This window comes from Chryseobacterium urinae (genome assembly GCF_030518295.1).
Classification (GTDB): domain Bacteria; phylum Bacteroidota; class Bacteroidia; order Flavobacteriales; family Weeksellaceae; genus Chryseobacterium; species Chryseobacterium mucoviscidosis.
The window spans coordinates 74,002-90,893 of record NZ_JAULSJ010000017.1; the positions used below are offsets into that span (position 1 = coordinate 74,002).

The window sequence follows — 16,892 nt, forward strand, 5'->3', positions numbered from 1 at the left end:
ATATGTAACTTAGCCTTTCGTATCCGTAATTGCCGATAGATGCAGAGAATTCGATACTCCAGATACCTGAAATCGATCATCGTTTTGCTTGACCTTATGGTTATTGCATCTATTTTTATATTCTTTTTCCTGAGCAGAAATGAAAGCTTAAAATACAATCAGGAAACCTGGTATCAGAATTTATTTTCTCTGGCGTTATTATTTCTGTTCTGGATGCTTCTCAGCGGCAGGACAAAGATTTATAATATCCCGAGAAACCTTACTTATACCTTATTTTTAGAAAGGCTTTTAATTCATTTTTTGCTGTTTATTCTCGGCGTTTTACTCATCGGAAAAGTAAGTTATAATGTATTTTTCAATTCAGATATTTACTGGCTTTCGTTTTACCTGTTTTTCTTTATTTTCCTTGCGAAATCTTTAATCTATTTTGGAATTAAATACTTTAGAAGTCTCGGAATCAATCACAGAAATGTTATGTTCCTGAGTGAAAACAGCTCTACGGAAGTTTTAAAGAATATTTTAAAGGATAGACGGGATTACGGGTATAAAATTTTCGACTATCAAAATGCAGAAATCAATGCTGAGGAACTTATTGATTTCTGGAAGACAAACGGAATTCATACTTTATTTATTCCCACTGAAAATATATACAACGAAAAACAGGAAAGAGAGATTTTCAGATTAGCAGAAGCCAACAAAGTGCATATTTCCCTGATTCCGAGTATTGTTCAGAATAATTTTTTTCTGTATGATATTGGGTATATTCAGACACAGCCGATTCTCAATCAGGCAAAATATCCTTTGGATTATTATTCTAATTTTTTACTGAAAAGAACTTTCGATGTTATTTTTTCAGTAATTGTTTTGGTGGGAATCTGCTCCTGGCTTTTTCCGATCATTGCAATATTAATCCGTTCATCTTCCAAAGGTCCGGTTTTTTTCATTCAGGAAAGATATGGTTTCCACGAAGAAGTTTTCAGATGCATTAAATTCAGAACGATGATTGTAAATGAAGAATCTTCTACTAAAACTACTTCGGAAAATGATTCCAGAATTACCAAAATCGGGAAGTTTTTACGAAAAACCAGTCTTGATGAAATGCCACAGTTTCTGAACGTGTTGAAAGGTGAAATGTCTATTGTAGGACCGCGACCGCATATGTTGGCTGTAGACGATTATTACAAGCCTAAAATCGGAAGATACAGTTTAAGAAGCATGGTAAGTCCCGGAATAACGGGTCTTGCACAGGTAAACGGGCTTCGCGGCGATGCCGGAGATGTGGAAGTGGAAATGAACAAAAGGGTTTTGGCAGATGCGTTCTATGTAAGAAACTGGAGTTTTGTTCTGGATCTTGTAATTATTTTAAAAACGATTTTATTGGTGTTAGGCGGAGATAAAAATGCAAAATAACATTTTTTGGTCTACATTATGATATACTAAATTTAATATTAAAACGGAACTTCAGTCTTGGTCTTAAGTTTCAATTAATTCAATAAAAAAAGTCTAATTTAGCAGAATGTTAAAAAAGTTTTTTACAGCAGTCGGAGAATACATTCTTCTTCTTGGTAAATCTATTCAGAAGCCTCAGAAAATGAGGGTTTTCTGGAAGCTGTTCATGAGAGAAATCAACGATTTGGGAGTCAACTCTTTTGGGTTGGTGATCTTTACTTCAATATTCGTGGGAGCTGTTGTTGCAATACAGATGTTCAACAATTTCGATGCTTCTTCGTTTCCGATTCCTCCTTCTTTCGTAGGATATGCTACAAAAGCAGTTTTGGTACTGGAATTTTCCCCAACAATTATCAGTCTTATCCTTGCAGGAAAAGTAGGTTCTTATATTGCATCAAGTATTGGAACAATGAGGGTTTCCGAGCAGATCGACGCTTTGGATATTATGGGGGTAAACTCTCCCAACTTCCTGATTTTTCCTAAAATTATTGCCTGTGTTATTTTCAATCCTTTGCTTATTGCCATCAGTATTGTTTTTGGTATCGGAGGTGGATATGTTGCCGGGATTTTAACAGGAAACTGGACAACCAATGATTATGTGGTGGGTATCCAAATGTATATGCCTAATCTTTTCATTTATTATGCATTTACCAAAACCATTGTTTTCGCCTTCATCATTGCAACGGTTCCGTCTTATTTCGGATATAATGTAAAAGGAGGCTCCCTGGAAGTAGGTAGAGCGAGTACACAGGCAGTAGTCTGGACGATGGTGTTTATTATCCTTTCGGAATTATTATTAACCCAATTAATTTTAAGCTGATGATTGAGGTAAAAGATCTTAAAAAGAGTTTTGATCAGGTAGAAGTACTGAAAGGGATTTCAACTACGTTTGATAAAGGAAAAGTAAATTTAATTATCGGACAGAGTGGTTCCGGAAAAACGGTATTTCTGAAAAGTTTACTGAATGTGTATCAGCCTACATCGGGAGAAATTTTATTCGACGGAAGGGACATCAATACGATGACCAGAGAAGAAAAGCAGCATCTTCGTTCAGAAATCGGAACTGTATTTCAGGGAAGTGCTTTATTCGACTCATTAACGGTGGAAGAAAATATTATGTTTCCGCTGGATATGTTCACGAATTTAACTTTCAGAGAAAAGAAAAAAAGGGTTTTTGATGTTATCGGAAGAGTGCATCTGGATAAAGCCAACCGAAAATTTCCATCTGAAATCTCTGGAGGGATGCAGAAACGTGTGGCAATTGCAAGAGCTATTGTCAACAATCCGAAATACCTTTTCTGTGATGAGCCAAATTCGGGACTGGATCCTTATACATCGAACGTCATCGATGATCTTTTGCTTGAAATTACCAAGGAATATAACACAACAACAATTATCAATACCCACGATATGAATTCGGTAATGACGATTGGTGAAAAAATTGTTTACCTGAGACTGGGAATTAAAGAATGGGAAGGAAATAAAGATGTTCTGATTACTGCGGGCAATAAAAACCTTATTGATTTCGTTTATTCATCAGAATTATTTAAAGAACTGAGAGAATATCTGCTTGAGAATAATAAAACTATTGATAATACCATTACAAAAATAGAAGATAATGAAAAAGGCACTTAGTATCGCATTAATAGGTTTTTCTATGTTGGCTTCCGCACAGATTTCTCTGGCGGCGAAAACGAATTTAATTTTTCCTACGGGATCTCCTTCATGGAAAAACATTAAAGGAACCGTAAACCAGGCAATTGAAGGAGAAGGTAAAAATAATGTGGGCTTCAATATTGGTCTTTCTTTAAAAGCGAATCTTCCTGCATCGTTCTTTCTAATGCCGGAATTGTATTATACGACTTTTAAAAGTGATTTTACAGATCCTGCATCCAATACCACTTTCGATATTAAAAACAACCGTCTGGACTTACCTGTATTAATCGGGCATAAAGTTTTAGGTGACTTTTTAGGGGTGTATGTAGGTCCTGTTGCAAGTTATAATTTAAGCAAAGAAGATACTTTTAACGATTTTCAGGAAAATGCAAAGGATAATTTTACAGTAGGCTATCAGTTCGGGGCACAGCTTGAAATTAAAAAGTTTCTTGTCAATGCTAAATATGAAGGCGCTTTCAGTAAAGATTCCAGAAACTTTATCAATAAGGTTTCCGGTCAGGAAATCAGATACGATAACAGACCTAACTTATTTATGGTAGGTGTAGGATATAAATTTTAACCGTAGAAAATAACAACTGATAAAAATCCTCAGATCATTAGATTTGAGGATTTTGATTTTCACGACTGCGAAGTTCTGCTTCACGTCTTGCAATTTCTGCAGCCTGCTGTTCAAGATCTTCCTTATCTTTCTGCAACTGCTTAAATTCTTTTCTTTTCTGCTCGGCTTTTATGGCACTTCCTTTACTTACATATCCTACCATTCCGCCGATAATCAGACCAATTCCAATTCCTCCTAAGATTCCCATAATGTGAGACATCTGAAGATCGTTAATGGTAAAATTATTAGACGTTAGATAAAACAGCAGAATAGATAAGGCTAAAAGAACAAGCCCGATAATGGTTAAATTTTTCATAGTGCTGTGTTTAAGTGTTTAATTAAAAAGCCCCATCAAATCTATTAAAATTCAACAAGGCTTTTACTCAAGATTAAAATTCTTTATGATTACATTCTTCCTCCTGCAGCCTTATAATATTCTAAAGCTTTAGGCAAATTTTTATTAATATCTGATATTCTTGTTTCAGGATTCGGGTGAGTGGAAAGGAATTCCGGCTGTCTTGCTCCTGTAGATGCAGCTTCCATTCTGTTCCAGAAAGGAATTGCTTCTCTTGGATCGTAACCTGCCATTCCCATTAGATATAATCCCATCTGATCTGCCTCAGACTCCTGATTTCTTCCGTATTTCAATAAAGCAACCTGAGATCCAATTGGATAAACCTGCTGGAAAACGCTTACCCACTGAGAATTGGAAATAGATCCTCCCAAAATTTGTCCGCCATATTGTGCGATCATAGCCTGAGAAATTCTTTCGTTTCCGTGTCCTGCCAAAGCATGAGAAACTTCGTGTCCCATTACTACAGCTAAACCATTTTCATTTTTTGTAACCGGTAAAATCCCTGTATAAACGGCAACTTTTCCGCCCGGCATACACCATGCATTAAGTTCGTTGCTCTGAAGAAGATTAAACTCCCAATTGTAGTTCGCAAGATCCGCAGAACGCCCGATTTGCTGATAATATCTCTCGGCAGCAGATTTTATTCTGGAACCTACGCTTACCACTCTTTTAGCATCTGCAGTTCCGGAAATTACTTTAGACTTTCCTAATGTTGTTTTGTATTCCTGAGCAGACATGGTCATAATTTCCGAGTTATTTGCAAGCTGCAGCGAAGATCTTCCCGTAATCGGGTTCGTTGTACAGGCAGCAACCGACAGAGCCAAAGCTCCTATTCCAAAAATGTGTTTTATTTTCATAGTGCGAGTGTATAAGATCAACCTTTACAATTTTTGTTCCAAAATAATTTTTAACGATATATTTGCATATAATTTGCTATTTAAATTTAACAATTATTTTAATATTATGAAAAAGTATATTTCGATTATATTTGTTTTTGGATTTCTGATGATCTTCCAAAACTGCTCTTCTCAAACCGCTACGGATCCTTCCGCTGTAACAGCACTTGTGAATTCCGAAGATTTCTCGTTTCATGCAGAAAGAGCCACCCCCACCAATTACGACGTTATTAATGTAATGGGTTCTCTTCCCAACGCTACAGCGTCGAGAATTCTTGATCTTTCGGGAAGCAACTATTCTATTGATCTTAAAAAAGATAAACTTGAAGTTGTACTGCCTTATTTCGGAAGAGTTTTTAATCCTACTTACGGAAATACGACCCAAAACAGTTACAGATTTACTTCAAAAGATTTTACGTTGACAAAGTCTCAGGGAAAAAAGGGAAAATGGATCGTAAAAATTAAAGTGAATGATCAAAGTTCTGTTGATGAAATTAATATGGAGATTTTCAAAAACGGAAAAGCCTTTACTTCTATCAGAAGCAACGACAGACAGCCGATTTCTTATGACGGATATATTACCAAAAATGAAGAGGAGAAAGAAAAGCTTTAATTGAAATTTGATTGTCCGTTTATTAACCTAAAGCTTCGACAGGCTCAGCTTGACATCGCTAGAAATCAAGCGTTTAGTATTAGAGATGTCACACTGAGCTTGTCGAAGTGCCTGTTATAAATAATTGATTTTCATATCAGTGCAAAGTAATAGGTAGTTTAACGGATATTCAAAAATTAAAATTATTCTTTAAACAAAAATTTATCTACAAATAGTTTTGCTTCGGTGCTTGGATTTGAAATCATGGCTGAAGCATTTTTTTTGTGCATAAGATATGCTTCTTCCACGGAATTATTTTTTTTCATCATGGACAGAATATATTCCTGAACCCAATATTCAAACCGTTTTTCTGCCTGTTGGATTCTTACCTCTTCGAAACGGTTGGTTTTCTTTTTAAGATTAATAAAATCATCAATCTTTTCAAAAACATCGTTCAGACCTTCATTGCTTAAAGCAGACCCCAGTAAAACAGGAACTTTCCAGTCTTTTTCTTTTGGGGGAATAAAGTCTAAGGCTCTTTTTAATTCCAGTCTTGTATTTTTGGCTTTCTGAAGGTTGTCCTGATCGACTTTATTGATGAAAATAACATCCACCATTTCCATAATTCCGCGCTTGATGCCCTGAAGTTCGTCGCCACCGCCAATGATTTTTAAGAATAAAAAGACATCCGTAATATCGGAAACCAAAACTTCAGACTGCCCTACTCCAACGGTTTCTATTAAAATATAATCGTAACCTGCCGCTTCGCAGATCATCATGGTTTCGAAAGTTGTATTCGCCACTCCGCCCAGAAATCCGGAACTCGGGGAAGGTCGGATAAATGCATTTTCTTCTTTGGCAAGTTCTTCCATGCGGGTTTTATCTCCCAAAATGCTTCCTTTATTGATGGCTGAACTCGGATCAATGGCTAAAACTGCCACTTTTTTGCCATTGGCAATGGCAAGTCTTCCGAAATTTTCAATGAAAGTTGATTTTCCGGCTCCCGGAACGCCCGTCACTCCTACTCTGGTTGAGTTTCCGGTAAAAGGCATGATTTGTTTGAGGAGTTCTTCTGCCTGTATTCTGTGTTCGGCTTTTTTACTTTCAACTAATGTAATGGCTTTTGCGATCAGGCGTTTGTTTCCCGATCTTATTCCTTCTATTAGTTCTTCTGTAGAAAATTTCATTGTTTCAAAAATAAGGATTAAAGAGTGAATGGTCAATAGTGAATTCATTTCATTTGTCAATTTTTTTAATGCTGAAAATTGACTTTTTTCTTACAAAACCTGGAGTTGGAATTTGAAGGAAAATTCTATGAATTGATGACTGGACACCTAGCCCCGATTGACGCGACATCCTTTTTTTATAAGGGAAAAAGTAATGGCAAAAAAAGATATAGCAGAAAGCGGGATTAAGCTTCTAAAACTGTAATGATAAAATTGTTTTTAATCACCATTCAAATGTAGTGAGAATTTTCGCTCATTTTAAAAATTCACAATTTACAAGTGAAACGGATTTCACGATTCACACTACTATTATTTTTATTTCTTCTAAATTATATACAATTTCATCAATGGGAATGGGAATTTGCTACATTTGTTTGAATAAACAGTTAAAAAACATGAAAAAACTTATCGCTGTAGCATCATTTGCTGCCGTTTTACTGGCATCCTGTACTCCAAAAGCTTCAACAGCAACGGCTCCTGTAGCTTCGACTTCTACAGCAGAACAAATTGCACAAGGAAAAACAATTTTCGAAAACTCTTGCGGAAGATGTCACAAATTACCGGATCCTGCTTCCCATACTTCTGTTCAGTGGGTTGGAATTATGAATTCTATGGCTCCGAAAGCAAGACTTACCGATGAGCAGCATCAGTGGGTGTACGATTATATCGTATCTGCAAAAAAATAAATCACAACAAAAATAGTAATATGAAAAAATTAATTTTGGGTATGACGTTAGCTTCTGCAGCAGTCGTTGTATCGTGCGGGCCAAAAAGTGTAGCGGTAACAGGACCAAAATATACCTCATCCGAACAATTGGCACAGGGAAAAACCATCTTTGAAAATTCCTGCAACAGATGCCACAAATTGCCGGATCCTGCAAAACACGACGATCAGGGCTGGATAAAAACATTAAGCAGAATGGCTCCGAAAGCGAAATTATCGGAAGATCAGCATCAAATGGTTTATGATTATCTGATTTCAGCAAACAAAAAATAGGCTTCTTTTGAAGTCTATTTTTGTTTTTGGTTCTTCTTTATATTTTTAACACAAAAAGCGCAAAGTTTTTTGATTTCTAATCTGTTTATTTTTCGTTCGCAATGGCGTTTCACTCAGCAAATGAAAGCACTGAGAGAAAAAACTGACAAGCAAATCGGATTGACGATTTATCGTTCACTTATCTATCATAATTCCTAAACCTGGTTTTGAAGATAAACTAATTTTTCCGTTTTTAACGAAACTTCCTGTCGCATAGTCATTTGAAATTAAATTCCCTCCGTCCAAATCGGCGTAATCTGCCATTCCTGTTAAATTACAGGCTGCGGAAATTCCCACGGTAGATTCCGTCATACAGCCAATCATGATTTTGTAATTCAATGCTCTTGCTTTTCTGATCATTTCTAAAGCAGGGGTTAATCCGCCACATTTCATTAATTTGATGTTGATGCTTTTATAATAGGGAGTTAATTTGTCTAATGAATCCAAATTCTGACAATCTTCATCTGCCATCCAGTTTGCAAAACTTTCTTTTTCTAAGATTCCATAATTGTCAATTGGTCTTGGCTGTTCCAGATAAGAAAACTTTTGAACCTCATCATTTTCCTGAAGCCAAAGACAGTCTTCATCCGTAAAACTTGCATTGGAATCCAAAGCGATATTTCGGTTTAACTGTAATAGTTTTTCAACATCATTTTTATTTAAGCCTTTACATTTTACTTTGAATTTATTCCATGAACTTTTTTCGATTTTTTCAATCTGATGATTGATTTCACCGACAGAAATGGTGATGGAACTTTCAACTAAATGATCTGATGGAAGGTTATTTAATTCAGTAAAGCTTTTATTTTCAAGTTTTCCAAAAAGATCCCAATACGCGCAATCTAATGCGGAAAGTAAAAACGGATGCAGATTTAAATTCAACAAATATTTAAAAAATTCTTCCGGATGAATAATTTTACAGTTTTGAATCTGAGACTGAATTTCTTTTAATTGAAAAACAAATCTCTGAAGATCAATCTTATAATAATCGATCGCCACACATTCTCCGTAACCTTTGCAATTCTGATGAGATAATTGTATGAGCAAGGCTTCCCTCTTATCATAGTTTCCATAAGCAATTGAAAATGTTTCTTTTAAATATAACGGTCTGCGTTCGAATCTTAATTCCATTATTAAATGTACAAAAAAGGAAGCCTAAATGACTTCCTTCTTAAAATTATTTGATTGAATAATTTATCTAACAATCAGTTTTTCTGTCTGAGTTTTTTCACCCTGTCTGATGTTTACCATATACACTCCTTTTTGTAATCCTCTGGTAGAAAATGCCTTTTTGGAGGTGTTTTCACGCGTATCGGAGAATACTAATTTCCCTGACATATCGAAAAGTTTTACCTTAACATCTTCCTTGGATTTATCAATATTTCCTACAAAGAATTCATCATAGGTAGGATTTGGAAAAACGACATATTTTGTTTCTGCATTTCCGGCTTCCTGAGTTGCCAATACAATATCACATTCTGCAGGATAGGTAAAACTTTCTACCTGATCTGTTCCTACGGTTTTGCTTCCGGCAGAAGCTGCTGTTCCCAAGCCTCTTTTAGCAAAGGCTTTCCAGATTATACATTTGTCTGCTCCCCCTGTTTTAACCTGATCTGCCTGAAGAATGGCATCTCTTCCGTCAATAAATGTAGGACTGCAGACCTGAAGTTTCAGCCCGTCCATTACCAATTGTAAAATTCTGGCATTTCCCGAATTCGGATTGGCTAAAACATCACTGTTATACCCATATTTCTCTACATATTTCCACGTAAGATCCCAAAGCATGGAAGCCCATACAAATCCTATGGAGTGAGGATTTCCAGTCATAGAATTAGTATTGTTATACGTATATCCGTTTACTGTAAAGTCCGGTGAATATTTTGCAGGTCTGATTCCGTTTCCTGTTGTTGCCTGTTCCGCAACATAGGTTCCCATTCCTCTCGCAAGAGAAGATGTATCTCCCGGCCTGGTCGTAAGCATCAATGCAAAGTAGTCTGACCATCCTTCTCCCATCTGTTCGGTAGAGTTGGTAGAAGACAGACAACTGTAGCCCTGTCCCGTCAGTCTGTTGGAAATTCCATGACCGTATTCATGAATAACAACACCATTATCTAAACTTGAATGTTTAAATCCGTTAAAATCATTAATCAAAGTTGCGTTGATGGTATTTCCTCCGGAAACCTGTGCTACTAAAAATTCGCCTTCAGTTTTCCCCATATTAATTGAAGGGATAGTAACCTGATCTCCATAGGTTCCGGCTCCCATTGTTGCGGGTGTATCTGTACTTGGTCTGTAAACAATAACACCTACTGCACCTGCATTCTGAGCGTTTAGAACTTTAAGGCTGTATTCGCAGGTAGTACTGGTTACAACAGCAATTTTTCCTGTAAGACTTCCTGCTGCGGGTTGTGTACATGCATCCGCCGGCGAAGAAACTGCGAGATCTCCTGTTACAGACTGACCTTCAAACAATAAAGGACCAAAAGATGCTGTACCTGTTAAAACTTTTGGACGACTTGCAACGGTAGAGGGAGAATTATACTGATAACGTGAAATAGGATCTGCGCTTGTCTGTGCTCTTGCCCAAAGATACATCTGCATTCTTGGCGCAAGAAGGTAAGTGGTTCCGCTGATTACCGTTTCGTATCCTGAATTGAAATTGGCGTTATTCAGTCCGCTTCCATCGAACGCTTCTGCATTTACTGCATCTCCGCTAATTCCTCCGTTTCCAAAATTATTTGTTTGAAAATTTCTTGCCGATTCTGTGAATCCAAATTTATAAAATACATCATGAATCTTATTATTTAAATAAAAAAGATTGGTAATGGCTGCATCTTTATGCGTAAAAGGATTGATGTATCTTCCTTCTGCATATGTGAAATCAAAATTTCTTGAAGCTCCGCCGTCCGGAGAATATCCCGGTGTGTTTGCATTTGCCTGATCCGAGTAAGCGTACACATTATTTCCTCTTGTATTAGTATAGCTTGCTGTACCTGTAGAATGCCATCCTTCTGGTGACGCCGTGAGATCCCAAGGATTGTTTACAACAGAGTGGGATCCGAAACTTGGTGCTTCTACTGGTAGAGGAAAAACATTATAAGAGGCATTAGACGGAACCAATAATGAAGTCGTTTTCTGAGAATCTGAACTTTCCGTTGTAAATTTTACAGGTTCTGAATAAGAATTCTCTTCACCGCTTTCGTTATGATCAAAATTACAGCTTACCGTAAGATTGTCTTTAGTAAGTATTTCTCCTGTGGAAGCGTCTGCAATTACATGCCATACATCTGAAGATTTCTTATCTGAAACAAAAATTTCTTTTGCCAGTACCAATACATTATTTTTGTCAAAATAAACGTCCGGCAGATATTCTGTTCTTAATATTTCCTGCAGATTTAAATTTTGCTTCAGTGTTTCTTCGGGAATTCTTTCTTTTGAACTTCCCTGATTTCCGATAACAATCTCTTTTTTGAAATCATTTTTTTCAGAGATTATTTTTTCATCTTTTATCAGAACTTTACCTAAAGCATTGTACACACGAAGACCGTTGTAAGTCTGCTGTACATTTACAATATTTACTCCAAGACTTTTGGAATTATCTTCATTGAGAATAATAAATCCGAGCTTATTATCAAAACTATTTTTCTGAGTAAGCTGTGCATTTTTTTTATAGTAATCCTGAATCAGTGATTTAGAATTTTGCGCATTTACTGTGCTGTAAGCGAACATCACCGCTACAGAGAGTGGTATATAAAATATATTTTTATTCATGTGGTTGATTTTAAGCAAATCTAAGATTTTTTATGAATGGCTGTCAAAAAAATATATTATGTTAAAAAGGAGACTTATTTCGTCTCCTTCGCTTTTTTCATCTTCTTTTTCTTCGGCATTTTTGATTTGATGAATTTCTTTCGGTCTTTCACCACATTCAGGCTGTATTCTGTAAAACAGTATTTTGCAGATTCATCCAGAAATTTCAATGCATTGGCAAAACTTCCTCTTTTTTCGGAAAGCAAAGCTCTGTAAAACCATAAGTTTGCTTTGTCAATTCCCTTGATTTTTAAAGAATAATCAATCAGTTTTTCTGCTTCGTGATAATCTTCATTATCCAGAAGACATTTAATATAATATTGCGGTGTATTAAGATTAGTTACGTCAAACTGCATGGCTTCTTCAAAGTACAGCTTTGCCTTTTCATAATCGGATAACATTTCGCTGTATATTCTTCCCATCAGACAAAGACTGTCTGCGTCTTCAGGATCGTATGACAGCGCATAGTTCAATGCTTCCAGACATTCCGGCAAACTGTACGGATAATTGTCTAAAGCCTCAAAATAGTATTTATTTTTAGTTAAGGTCATTGTTATAGTTTTTTAATTCATTTTTGAGCTGACTTCTCTGTTTTTTAAACGATTTGTCTTCATAATTCTTTTTGAAGTCGGTTCCGGAAAAAGTTCGGATCGGATTTCCGCGTTGGACATTTAGATGATTGTTCCATGTTTCCTGCATTCTTTTCTGGAGCTGAATGATATTCTGTTCCAAAACTTTTGCTTTAAGTCTTTCAATCGAAAGTTTCTTATTCTCCAGTTGCGAACGCGAATCCTGAACGAAAACACTTTGTCCCGTCGGAATGTGTGCTGCGCGAACCGCAGTATTCACTTTGTTTACATTTTGTCCTCCGCTTCCCTGACTTCTCGTGGTCTGAAACTGAATATCTTTTTCATTAAAATTGATTTTCTCCAATCCTTCCAGTTCAAAAACGCCGATAAACCAATTGCTTCTTTTATGAAGTTTCCGGAATGTACTTTTGCCAATCCAGCAAATGCTTCCTAACCATGTACTTAAAAATTCATTGAGATTTTTTGATTGTAAAAGCAAAGTCACCGATTTCAAAGTAAGGTTTTCATCGCCATTTTCACGGTGAATAATTTCGTAATCTATATTGTTATCTTTTGCCTCTTGAAGAAAGTGTTTCAGAACTTTTGCAACCACCCATTGGCATTCTAAAGGTCCTCTTCCTGAGGTTATTTGTATGAGTTTTTCCATTTTTGTAAAATTTTTAAAATTGCCTCTCTGTTTTTGGCTTCTTTAATAAATGTCGGTAATCTTTCTACCATTCGCATTCTGTAAGGTAATCTTGTTCTTAAATCTGATGAAACATAATTTTCCATTTCCAACAGATGCTCTCTGTTTCTCGCCCAGAATAATTTCCCTTTAAAATCTGCCTGAAAATAATACGGACAACCGAAAACAGGATCGTGAATTAAACCTTCTTCTTTGGGAAAAGAATTCAAATACTTTTCAGTTTTTGGCTGAATTTGAAACTGAGAATCACATTCATCGCATTTTATATTACTGATTTTAGGCTTCTCTTTTAAGTTGCCTTGCTCATAACGAATGGGATGTGCACAAATCGGGCAGTAAAGATTGACAAAAGCTTTGTACACCAAGAGATCTAATGCATTCTTCTGTAAATCGCAATGTCTGCACTTCAGAGCTGCCTGTTTATAATTGTGCTCATTTTCCACGACAGCATCTTCACCGCAATCCGGACAGACTACGAGAAGGTTTTCGTAATATCTGAAATGTTCCTGTTTGTATATTTTTTTCATTTCAATTTATTTCGGCATTTCACTTAATTTCGGATGACCAATAGGATCAATCCTTTTTTCCAGTAAATCTTTTGCAGCCATAACTGCCCAACATTTATCGCTGGAATGAATGTTTCTGTAGAACGTGAGCAAAACTTCAGGCTTTACGACGGTAAATCCGTTAGCCTCAACAGTTTCAAGATCATTTCTTTCAAAGAAATCGATTGTGATCCTGTGGAATTTTCCGTTTTCCAGCTCAACCGTTTTCTCATATCTTCGGAAATTCTCTTCGCTCTGAAGATGATCGTACCTTGTCCAGACTTTCTGAAAACCTTCCTGTTGAAGGATTATCACTACTTCTGCTACGTTTTCTTTTTTCACAAAGACATCAATATCCTTATGGTCGTGCGCGTGTTTGTATTCCGTATGCCCGATTTCAGACATAAAATGCCACGCCCAACCTCCTGAAATAATAATTTTGTCTTTTAATTTTTCTAAAATTTCGAGTCCGCTCTGAATTCTGAATTCCGGCCAGACTTCACCGTATCTTTTTATATTATGTGGTGCTCCCATTTTTTTTGTTTTTTGTTGGCGGTTGATGGTTGTCAGTTGATGGCGTTAAAAATTCTAACAACCATCAACCAAAAACTAACAACCATTTTACTTATCCATTCTAACAATTCTCGGTTGGAATGTTCCCAGAATATCCACCAGTTCGCTTTGCGCGTTCATCACTTCGTTGATGTCTTTGTAAGCCATTGGTGCTTCTTCTGCATTTCCGCCCATTAAGATGACATTCTTCAATTTTAATTCTTTTTTAATATCATTTTGAGTAAAAAGGCTTCTGCATTCGCCTCTTGAATGGGCTCTTCCGGCTCCGTGAGAAGCAGAATTCAGAGAATCGGGATTTCCTTTTCCACGGACGATAAATCCTTTTGCCGTCATGGAACCGGGAATCATTCCCAATTCGTTTTCATTTGCCGGAGTTGCTCCTTTTCGGTGAACGATTACTTCTTTCCCGTTATGGATTTCTTTCCATGCAAAATTGTGATGGTTTTCGATCTTTGCTTTTACTCTTCCTCCGACTGCTTTTACCAGTCTTCTGTGAATATCGTCATGACAGGCTGAAGCGTAATCTCCTGCAAGATTCATTGCGGTCCAATATTCTAATCCGAGATGAGTATTAAGATCCAGCCACGCAAATTGTTGAGCTTCTTTCGGCAACGGACACTGTTCTGCCGCAACTCTGGAATAATACTGGGCGATTTCTGCTCCCAATCCACGCGAACCACTGTGCGAAAGAATTCCGAGGTATTTTCCTTTCGGAAGTCCGATCTGTTCATTTTCTTCCGTAATTTCAACTTCTCCGAATTCCACAAAGTGGTTTCCGCCGCCGGAAGTTCCCATCTGTTTGATGGCTTTTCCTTTTAATCTTCTCAAAACCGGAATGAGATCGAAGGTATCTCTGTCGAAAATCTCGTGGTCGATGTGAGATTTGTGTATTTCGTACATTCCGAATTTGGTATGTTCGGCAAGGGCTTTTTCATATTTATCTCTTGCTCCTTCAAGATATGAAATGGGCGTATCCAAAATGCTGAGACTCATTCGGCAGCCAATATCCATCCCGACTCCGTAAGGAATTACGGCATTTTCTACCGCGAGAACGCCTCCGATCGGAAGTCCGTATCCGCTGTGTGCATCGGGCATCAAAGCTCCCTGTGTTGAAATTGGAAGCTTGAGCGCGGTGTATAATTGATTTTTTGCTTCATCTGAAATATTGTTTCCGAAAATATTGAATGTCGCCCGATGTGTATTGAGCATCCTCTTTTCAGTTTTCTTGGATGAAAGCAAAGCTTCAGCAATCTGTCCGAAGGTTAAATCTTTTTCAAAATTTTCGGGATTCACCAGAATATCTTTTAGAATAGATTTGACGTGATGGATATTTTTTGTGGCAAAGTTCCTTTTCATCACTTCCAAAGCGATGTTGACACTCTGGTTGTTTGGATAGCCTAATTTTAATATATCTTTTCCTTTAAGTTTTAAATTTCCCATTGTTTTTTGTTTTAATTGTCTTCCCAAATGACAAGGCATTTCTTATCCTGCCAAAATTTTTCTAATGTCATATTGGGATTTCCTGTTACTTTAATGGTAAGAGGACTAAGTCTTACACTGAGTTTATGAGATCTGCTTCCATACGTTCCTATGTCTACCATCTCATCACCCAAGAGTGTAAGATTTTTATTTTTTAAATATTTATAAATAGCAGGAATCTGTAAATCTGTTCCTCCCGTCATTTCCGCATGTGGATTCCGTAAGGCTTTGGCTGTATGAATAAGCTCTGATAAATCTTGTGGATGATTTTCGAAATGTTCTTCATAGCTTTTGTAATAGATGATTTCCAAAGCATCTTCCTGCGCTACAAATTCATTGTTTATAAAATATCCGATCTGCCAGTTTTCGCCATATTTACGGTTCCACTCCTGCTGCCGTTTCAGCTGTTGTTTTGTATTTCCTGCTTTTCCTATTTTTCTTTCTGCAACTTTCCAGGTCATCGTTTAATGTTGTTTTTTTGATGATTTTTCCGAAAAACTAAAATTCTCCGTCAGTAAACATTTCTGCGATCTCTTCTGCCGATATCCTGCAATGAAAATATTTTCTCATGTTAGTTTTCCTTTTGTATTTATCCCTCCATTTATTGGGTTTTCCATAAATGTTTTTTTGAATAATTCCTATTACTTTGTGCTGATTTAAATAGGAGTCTAATGCATTATATTCTCTTTCTAAATCCTCATCTAAAGGTTTATAGTGTGTAATCATATTCGGTTTTACTCTCAATACAAATCTCCACGGCTCGATGAATTCATAATATTCTTTAATCAGTTTTTTATTATGAGCGTAATATTCTCTTTTTACAAAATACTGCCTTTCGCGTTCCGTTAAACCAAATTTCGGATTGTTCCATTCCCAAGGAAGAACGTTTGCGGTTTTCTGTTCTTTTTCCACGTAAATTCTTCGTCCGAATTTTCTTTTCTTTTTTAGAAATTTTCGGGTGTCGGAGTATATTTCCGTATTGATTTTCTTTAAAAGGTTTTCGAAAAAATCGCCGTCTTTAGAACGCTTTACATCATCTCTTACGACAAAAAATCTCACAAATCCTTTCTGATAAGGTTTTTCCAGCGGAATGAGCGGAATATTTCTTCTTAATTTCCAGACTTCTTTATGACGTTTATATTTTTTAAGTATTTGTTTTTCTACATCTTTTCTTATGATTCTTTTTCTGCTCCTAAGAGTTCTTATCCGGGAATGCAGAAGGTTATCTTTTTCCATTAATTTAGCATTAGAAGTGAGGTTCAGAAATTTTATTTTCTAAACTTCATATTACATTTCGCCAGGCAAAATATTGGCTGACTTTATCTAAACCTCATAGGTTTTAAAAACCTATGAGGTTTCTTCAATGGATTTTCTAGCCCAG

At 36.4% G+C, this 16,892-nt stretch carries 19 protein-coding genes; 7 read left to right on the forward strand and 12 right to left on the reverse strand.

Annotated features, from left to right (window positions below; all coding sequences use genetic code 11):
* Window positions 1-39 precede the first annotated feature (39 nt).
* The 4 genes from QWT87_RS12345 to QWT87_RS12360 all read left to right on the forward strand — a co-directional run bounded on the left by QWT87_RS12345 (window position 40) and on the right by QWT87_RS12360 (window position 3,685).
* Window positions 40-1,410: an exopolysaccharide biosynthesis polyprenyl glycosylphosphotransferase gene (locus QWT87_RS12345; protein ID WP_302716330.1), complete on the forward strand. Its 1,371-nt coding sequence runs from the start codon at window positions 40-42 to the stop codon at window positions 1,408-1,410.
* 106 nt (window positions 1,411-1,516) lie between these two features.
* Window positions 1,517-2,269, forward strand: coding sequence for an MlaE family ABC transporter permease (locus tag QWT87_RS12350; protein WP_087708206.1), 753 nt, complete (start codon window positions 1,517-1,519; stop codon window positions 2,267-2,269).
* Entirely contained in the window at window positions 2,269-3,084 is an 816-nt protein-coding gene (locus tag QWT87_RS12355) for an ABC transporter ATP-binding protein (protein ID WP_185207887.1), read from the forward strand. The genes QWT87_RS12350 and QWT87_RS12355 overlap by 1 nt, the downstream gene beginning before the upstream one ends.
* Complete coding sequence (locus QWT87_RS12360) at window positions 3,068-3,685, forward strand: outer membrane beta-barrel protein (RefSeq protein WP_302716331.1); 618 nt, start codon at window positions 3,068-3,070, stop codon at window positions 3,683-3,685. Before QWT87_RS12355 ends, QWT87_RS12360 begins: the two co-directional genes overlap by 17 nt.
* A gap of 37 nt (window positions 3,686-3,722) precedes the next feature.
* On the opposite strand, the gene QWT87_RS12365 is transcribed toward QWT87_RS12360, so the two are convergent.
* Window positions 3,723-4,040, reverse strand: coding sequence for a hypothetical protein (locus QWT87_RS12365; protein WP_076393815.1), 318 nt, complete (start codon window positions 4,038-4,040; stop codon window positions 3,723-3,725).
* Between the two features lie 89 nt (window positions 4,041-4,129).
* A complete protein-coding gene (locus QWT87_RS12370; protein WP_302716332.1) occupies window positions 4,130-4,936 on the reverse strand; it encodes a M48 family metallopeptidase in 807 nt (268 codons plus the stop codon).
* 106 nt (window positions 4,937-5,042) lie between these two features.
* On the opposite strand from QWT87_RS12370, the gene QWT87_RS12375 reads away from it, so the two are divergent.
* The gene (locus QWT87_RS12375) at window positions 5,043-5,588 is read left to right on the forward strand and encodes a DUF4251 domain-containing protein (protein ID WP_302716333.1); all 546 of its coding nucleotides are present in this window, start codon (window positions 5,043-5,045) and stop codon (window positions 5,586-5,588) included.
* A gap of 182 nt (window positions 5,589-5,770) precedes the next feature.
* Here the strand turns inward: QWT87_RS12375 and meaB are convergent, their stop codons facing one another.
* Window positions 5,771-6,754 (reverse strand): methylmalonyl Co-A mutase-associated GTPase MeaB, encoded by a 984-nt coding sequence (gene meaB, locus QWT87_RS12380; RefSeq protein ID WP_302716343.1) that lies wholly within the window; start codon window positions 6,752-6,754, stop codon window positions 5,771-5,773.
* Window positions 6,755-7,188: 434 nt separating this feature from the next.
* Between meaB and QWT87_RS12385 the strand changes: the two genes are divergently transcribed.
* The gene (locus tag QWT87_RS12385) at window positions 7,189-7,479 is read left to right on the forward strand and encodes a c-type cytochrome (RefSeq protein ID WP_076394116.1); all 291 of its coding nucleotides are present in this window, start codon (window positions 7,189-7,191) and stop codon (window positions 7,477-7,479) included.
* Between the two features lie 20 nt (window positions 7,480-7,499).
* Window positions 7,500-7,790, forward strand: coding sequence for a cytochrome C (locus tag QWT87_RS12390; protein WP_116096665.1), 291 nt, complete (start codon window positions 7,500-7,502; stop codon window positions 7,788-7,790).
* A 174-nt stretch (window positions 7,791-7,964) separates the two neighbouring features.
* On the opposite strand, the gene QWT87_RS12395 is transcribed toward QWT87_RS12390, so the two are convergent.
* From QWT87_RS12395 to QWT87_RS12435, 9 genes are all read right to left on the reverse strand, one after another.
* A complete protein-coding gene (locus QWT87_RS12395; protein ID WP_302716334.1) occupies window positions 7,965-8,960 on the reverse strand; it encodes an enolase C-terminal domain-like protein in 996 nt (331 codons plus the stop codon).
* A gap of 63 nt (window positions 8,961-9,023) precedes the next feature.
* Entirely contained in the window at window positions 9,024-11,600 is a 2,577-nt protein-coding gene (locus QWT87_RS12400; protein ID WP_302716335.1) for a T9SS-dependent M36 family metallopeptidase, read from the reverse strand.
* A gap of 74 nt (window positions 11,601-11,674) precedes the next feature.
* The gene (locus QWT87_RS12405) at window positions 11,675-12,190 is read right to left on the reverse strand and encodes a tetratricopeptide repeat protein (RefSeq protein WP_302716336.1); all 516 of its coding nucleotides are present in this window, start codon (window positions 12,188-12,190) and stop codon (window positions 11,675-11,677) included.
* The gene (gene prfH, locus QWT87_RS12410) at window positions 12,177-12,875 is read right to left on the reverse strand and encodes a peptide chain release factor H (RefSeq protein ID WP_302716337.1); all 699 of its coding nucleotides are present in this window, start codon (window positions 12,873-12,875) and stop codon (window positions 12,177-12,179) included. Before prfH ends, QWT87_RS12405 begins: the two co-directional genes overlap by 14 nt.
* A complete protein-coding gene (locus QWT87_RS12415) occupies window positions 12,854-13,441 on the reverse strand; it encodes a hypothetical protein (protein WP_256040985.1) in 588 nt (195 codons plus the stop codon). The genes prfH and QWT87_RS12415 overlap by 22 nt, the downstream gene beginning before the upstream one ends.
* Before the next feature lie 6 nt (window positions 13,442-13,447).
* Window positions 13,448-13,993, reverse strand: a complete 546-nt coding sequence (locus QWT87_RS12420) for a nucleotidyltransferase family protein (RefSeq protein WP_256040987.1) — start codon at window positions 13,991-13,993, stop codon at window positions 13,448-13,450.
* An 87-nt stretch (window positions 13,994-14,080) separates the two neighbouring features.
* On the reverse strand, window positions 14,081-15,472 hold the full coding sequence (locus tag QWT87_RS12425; RefSeq protein WP_302716338.1) for an RtcB family protein: 1,392 nt from the start codon (window positions 15,470-15,472) through the stop codon (window positions 14,081-14,083).
* Between the two features lie 11 nt (window positions 15,473-15,483).
* The gene (locus QWT87_RS12430; RefSeq protein WP_302716340.1) at window positions 15,484-15,972 is read right to left on the reverse strand and encodes a hypothetical protein; all 489 of its coding nucleotides are present in this window, start codon (window positions 15,970-15,972) and stop codon (window positions 15,484-15,486) included.
* Window positions 15,973-16,009: 37 nt separating this feature from the next.
* Window positions 16,010-16,747, reverse strand: coding sequence for a hypothetical protein (locus QWT87_RS12435; protein WP_302716341.1), 738 nt, complete (start codon window positions 16,745-16,747; stop codon window positions 16,010-16,012).
* Between the last annotated feature and the right edge of the window lie 145 nt (window positions 16,748-16,892).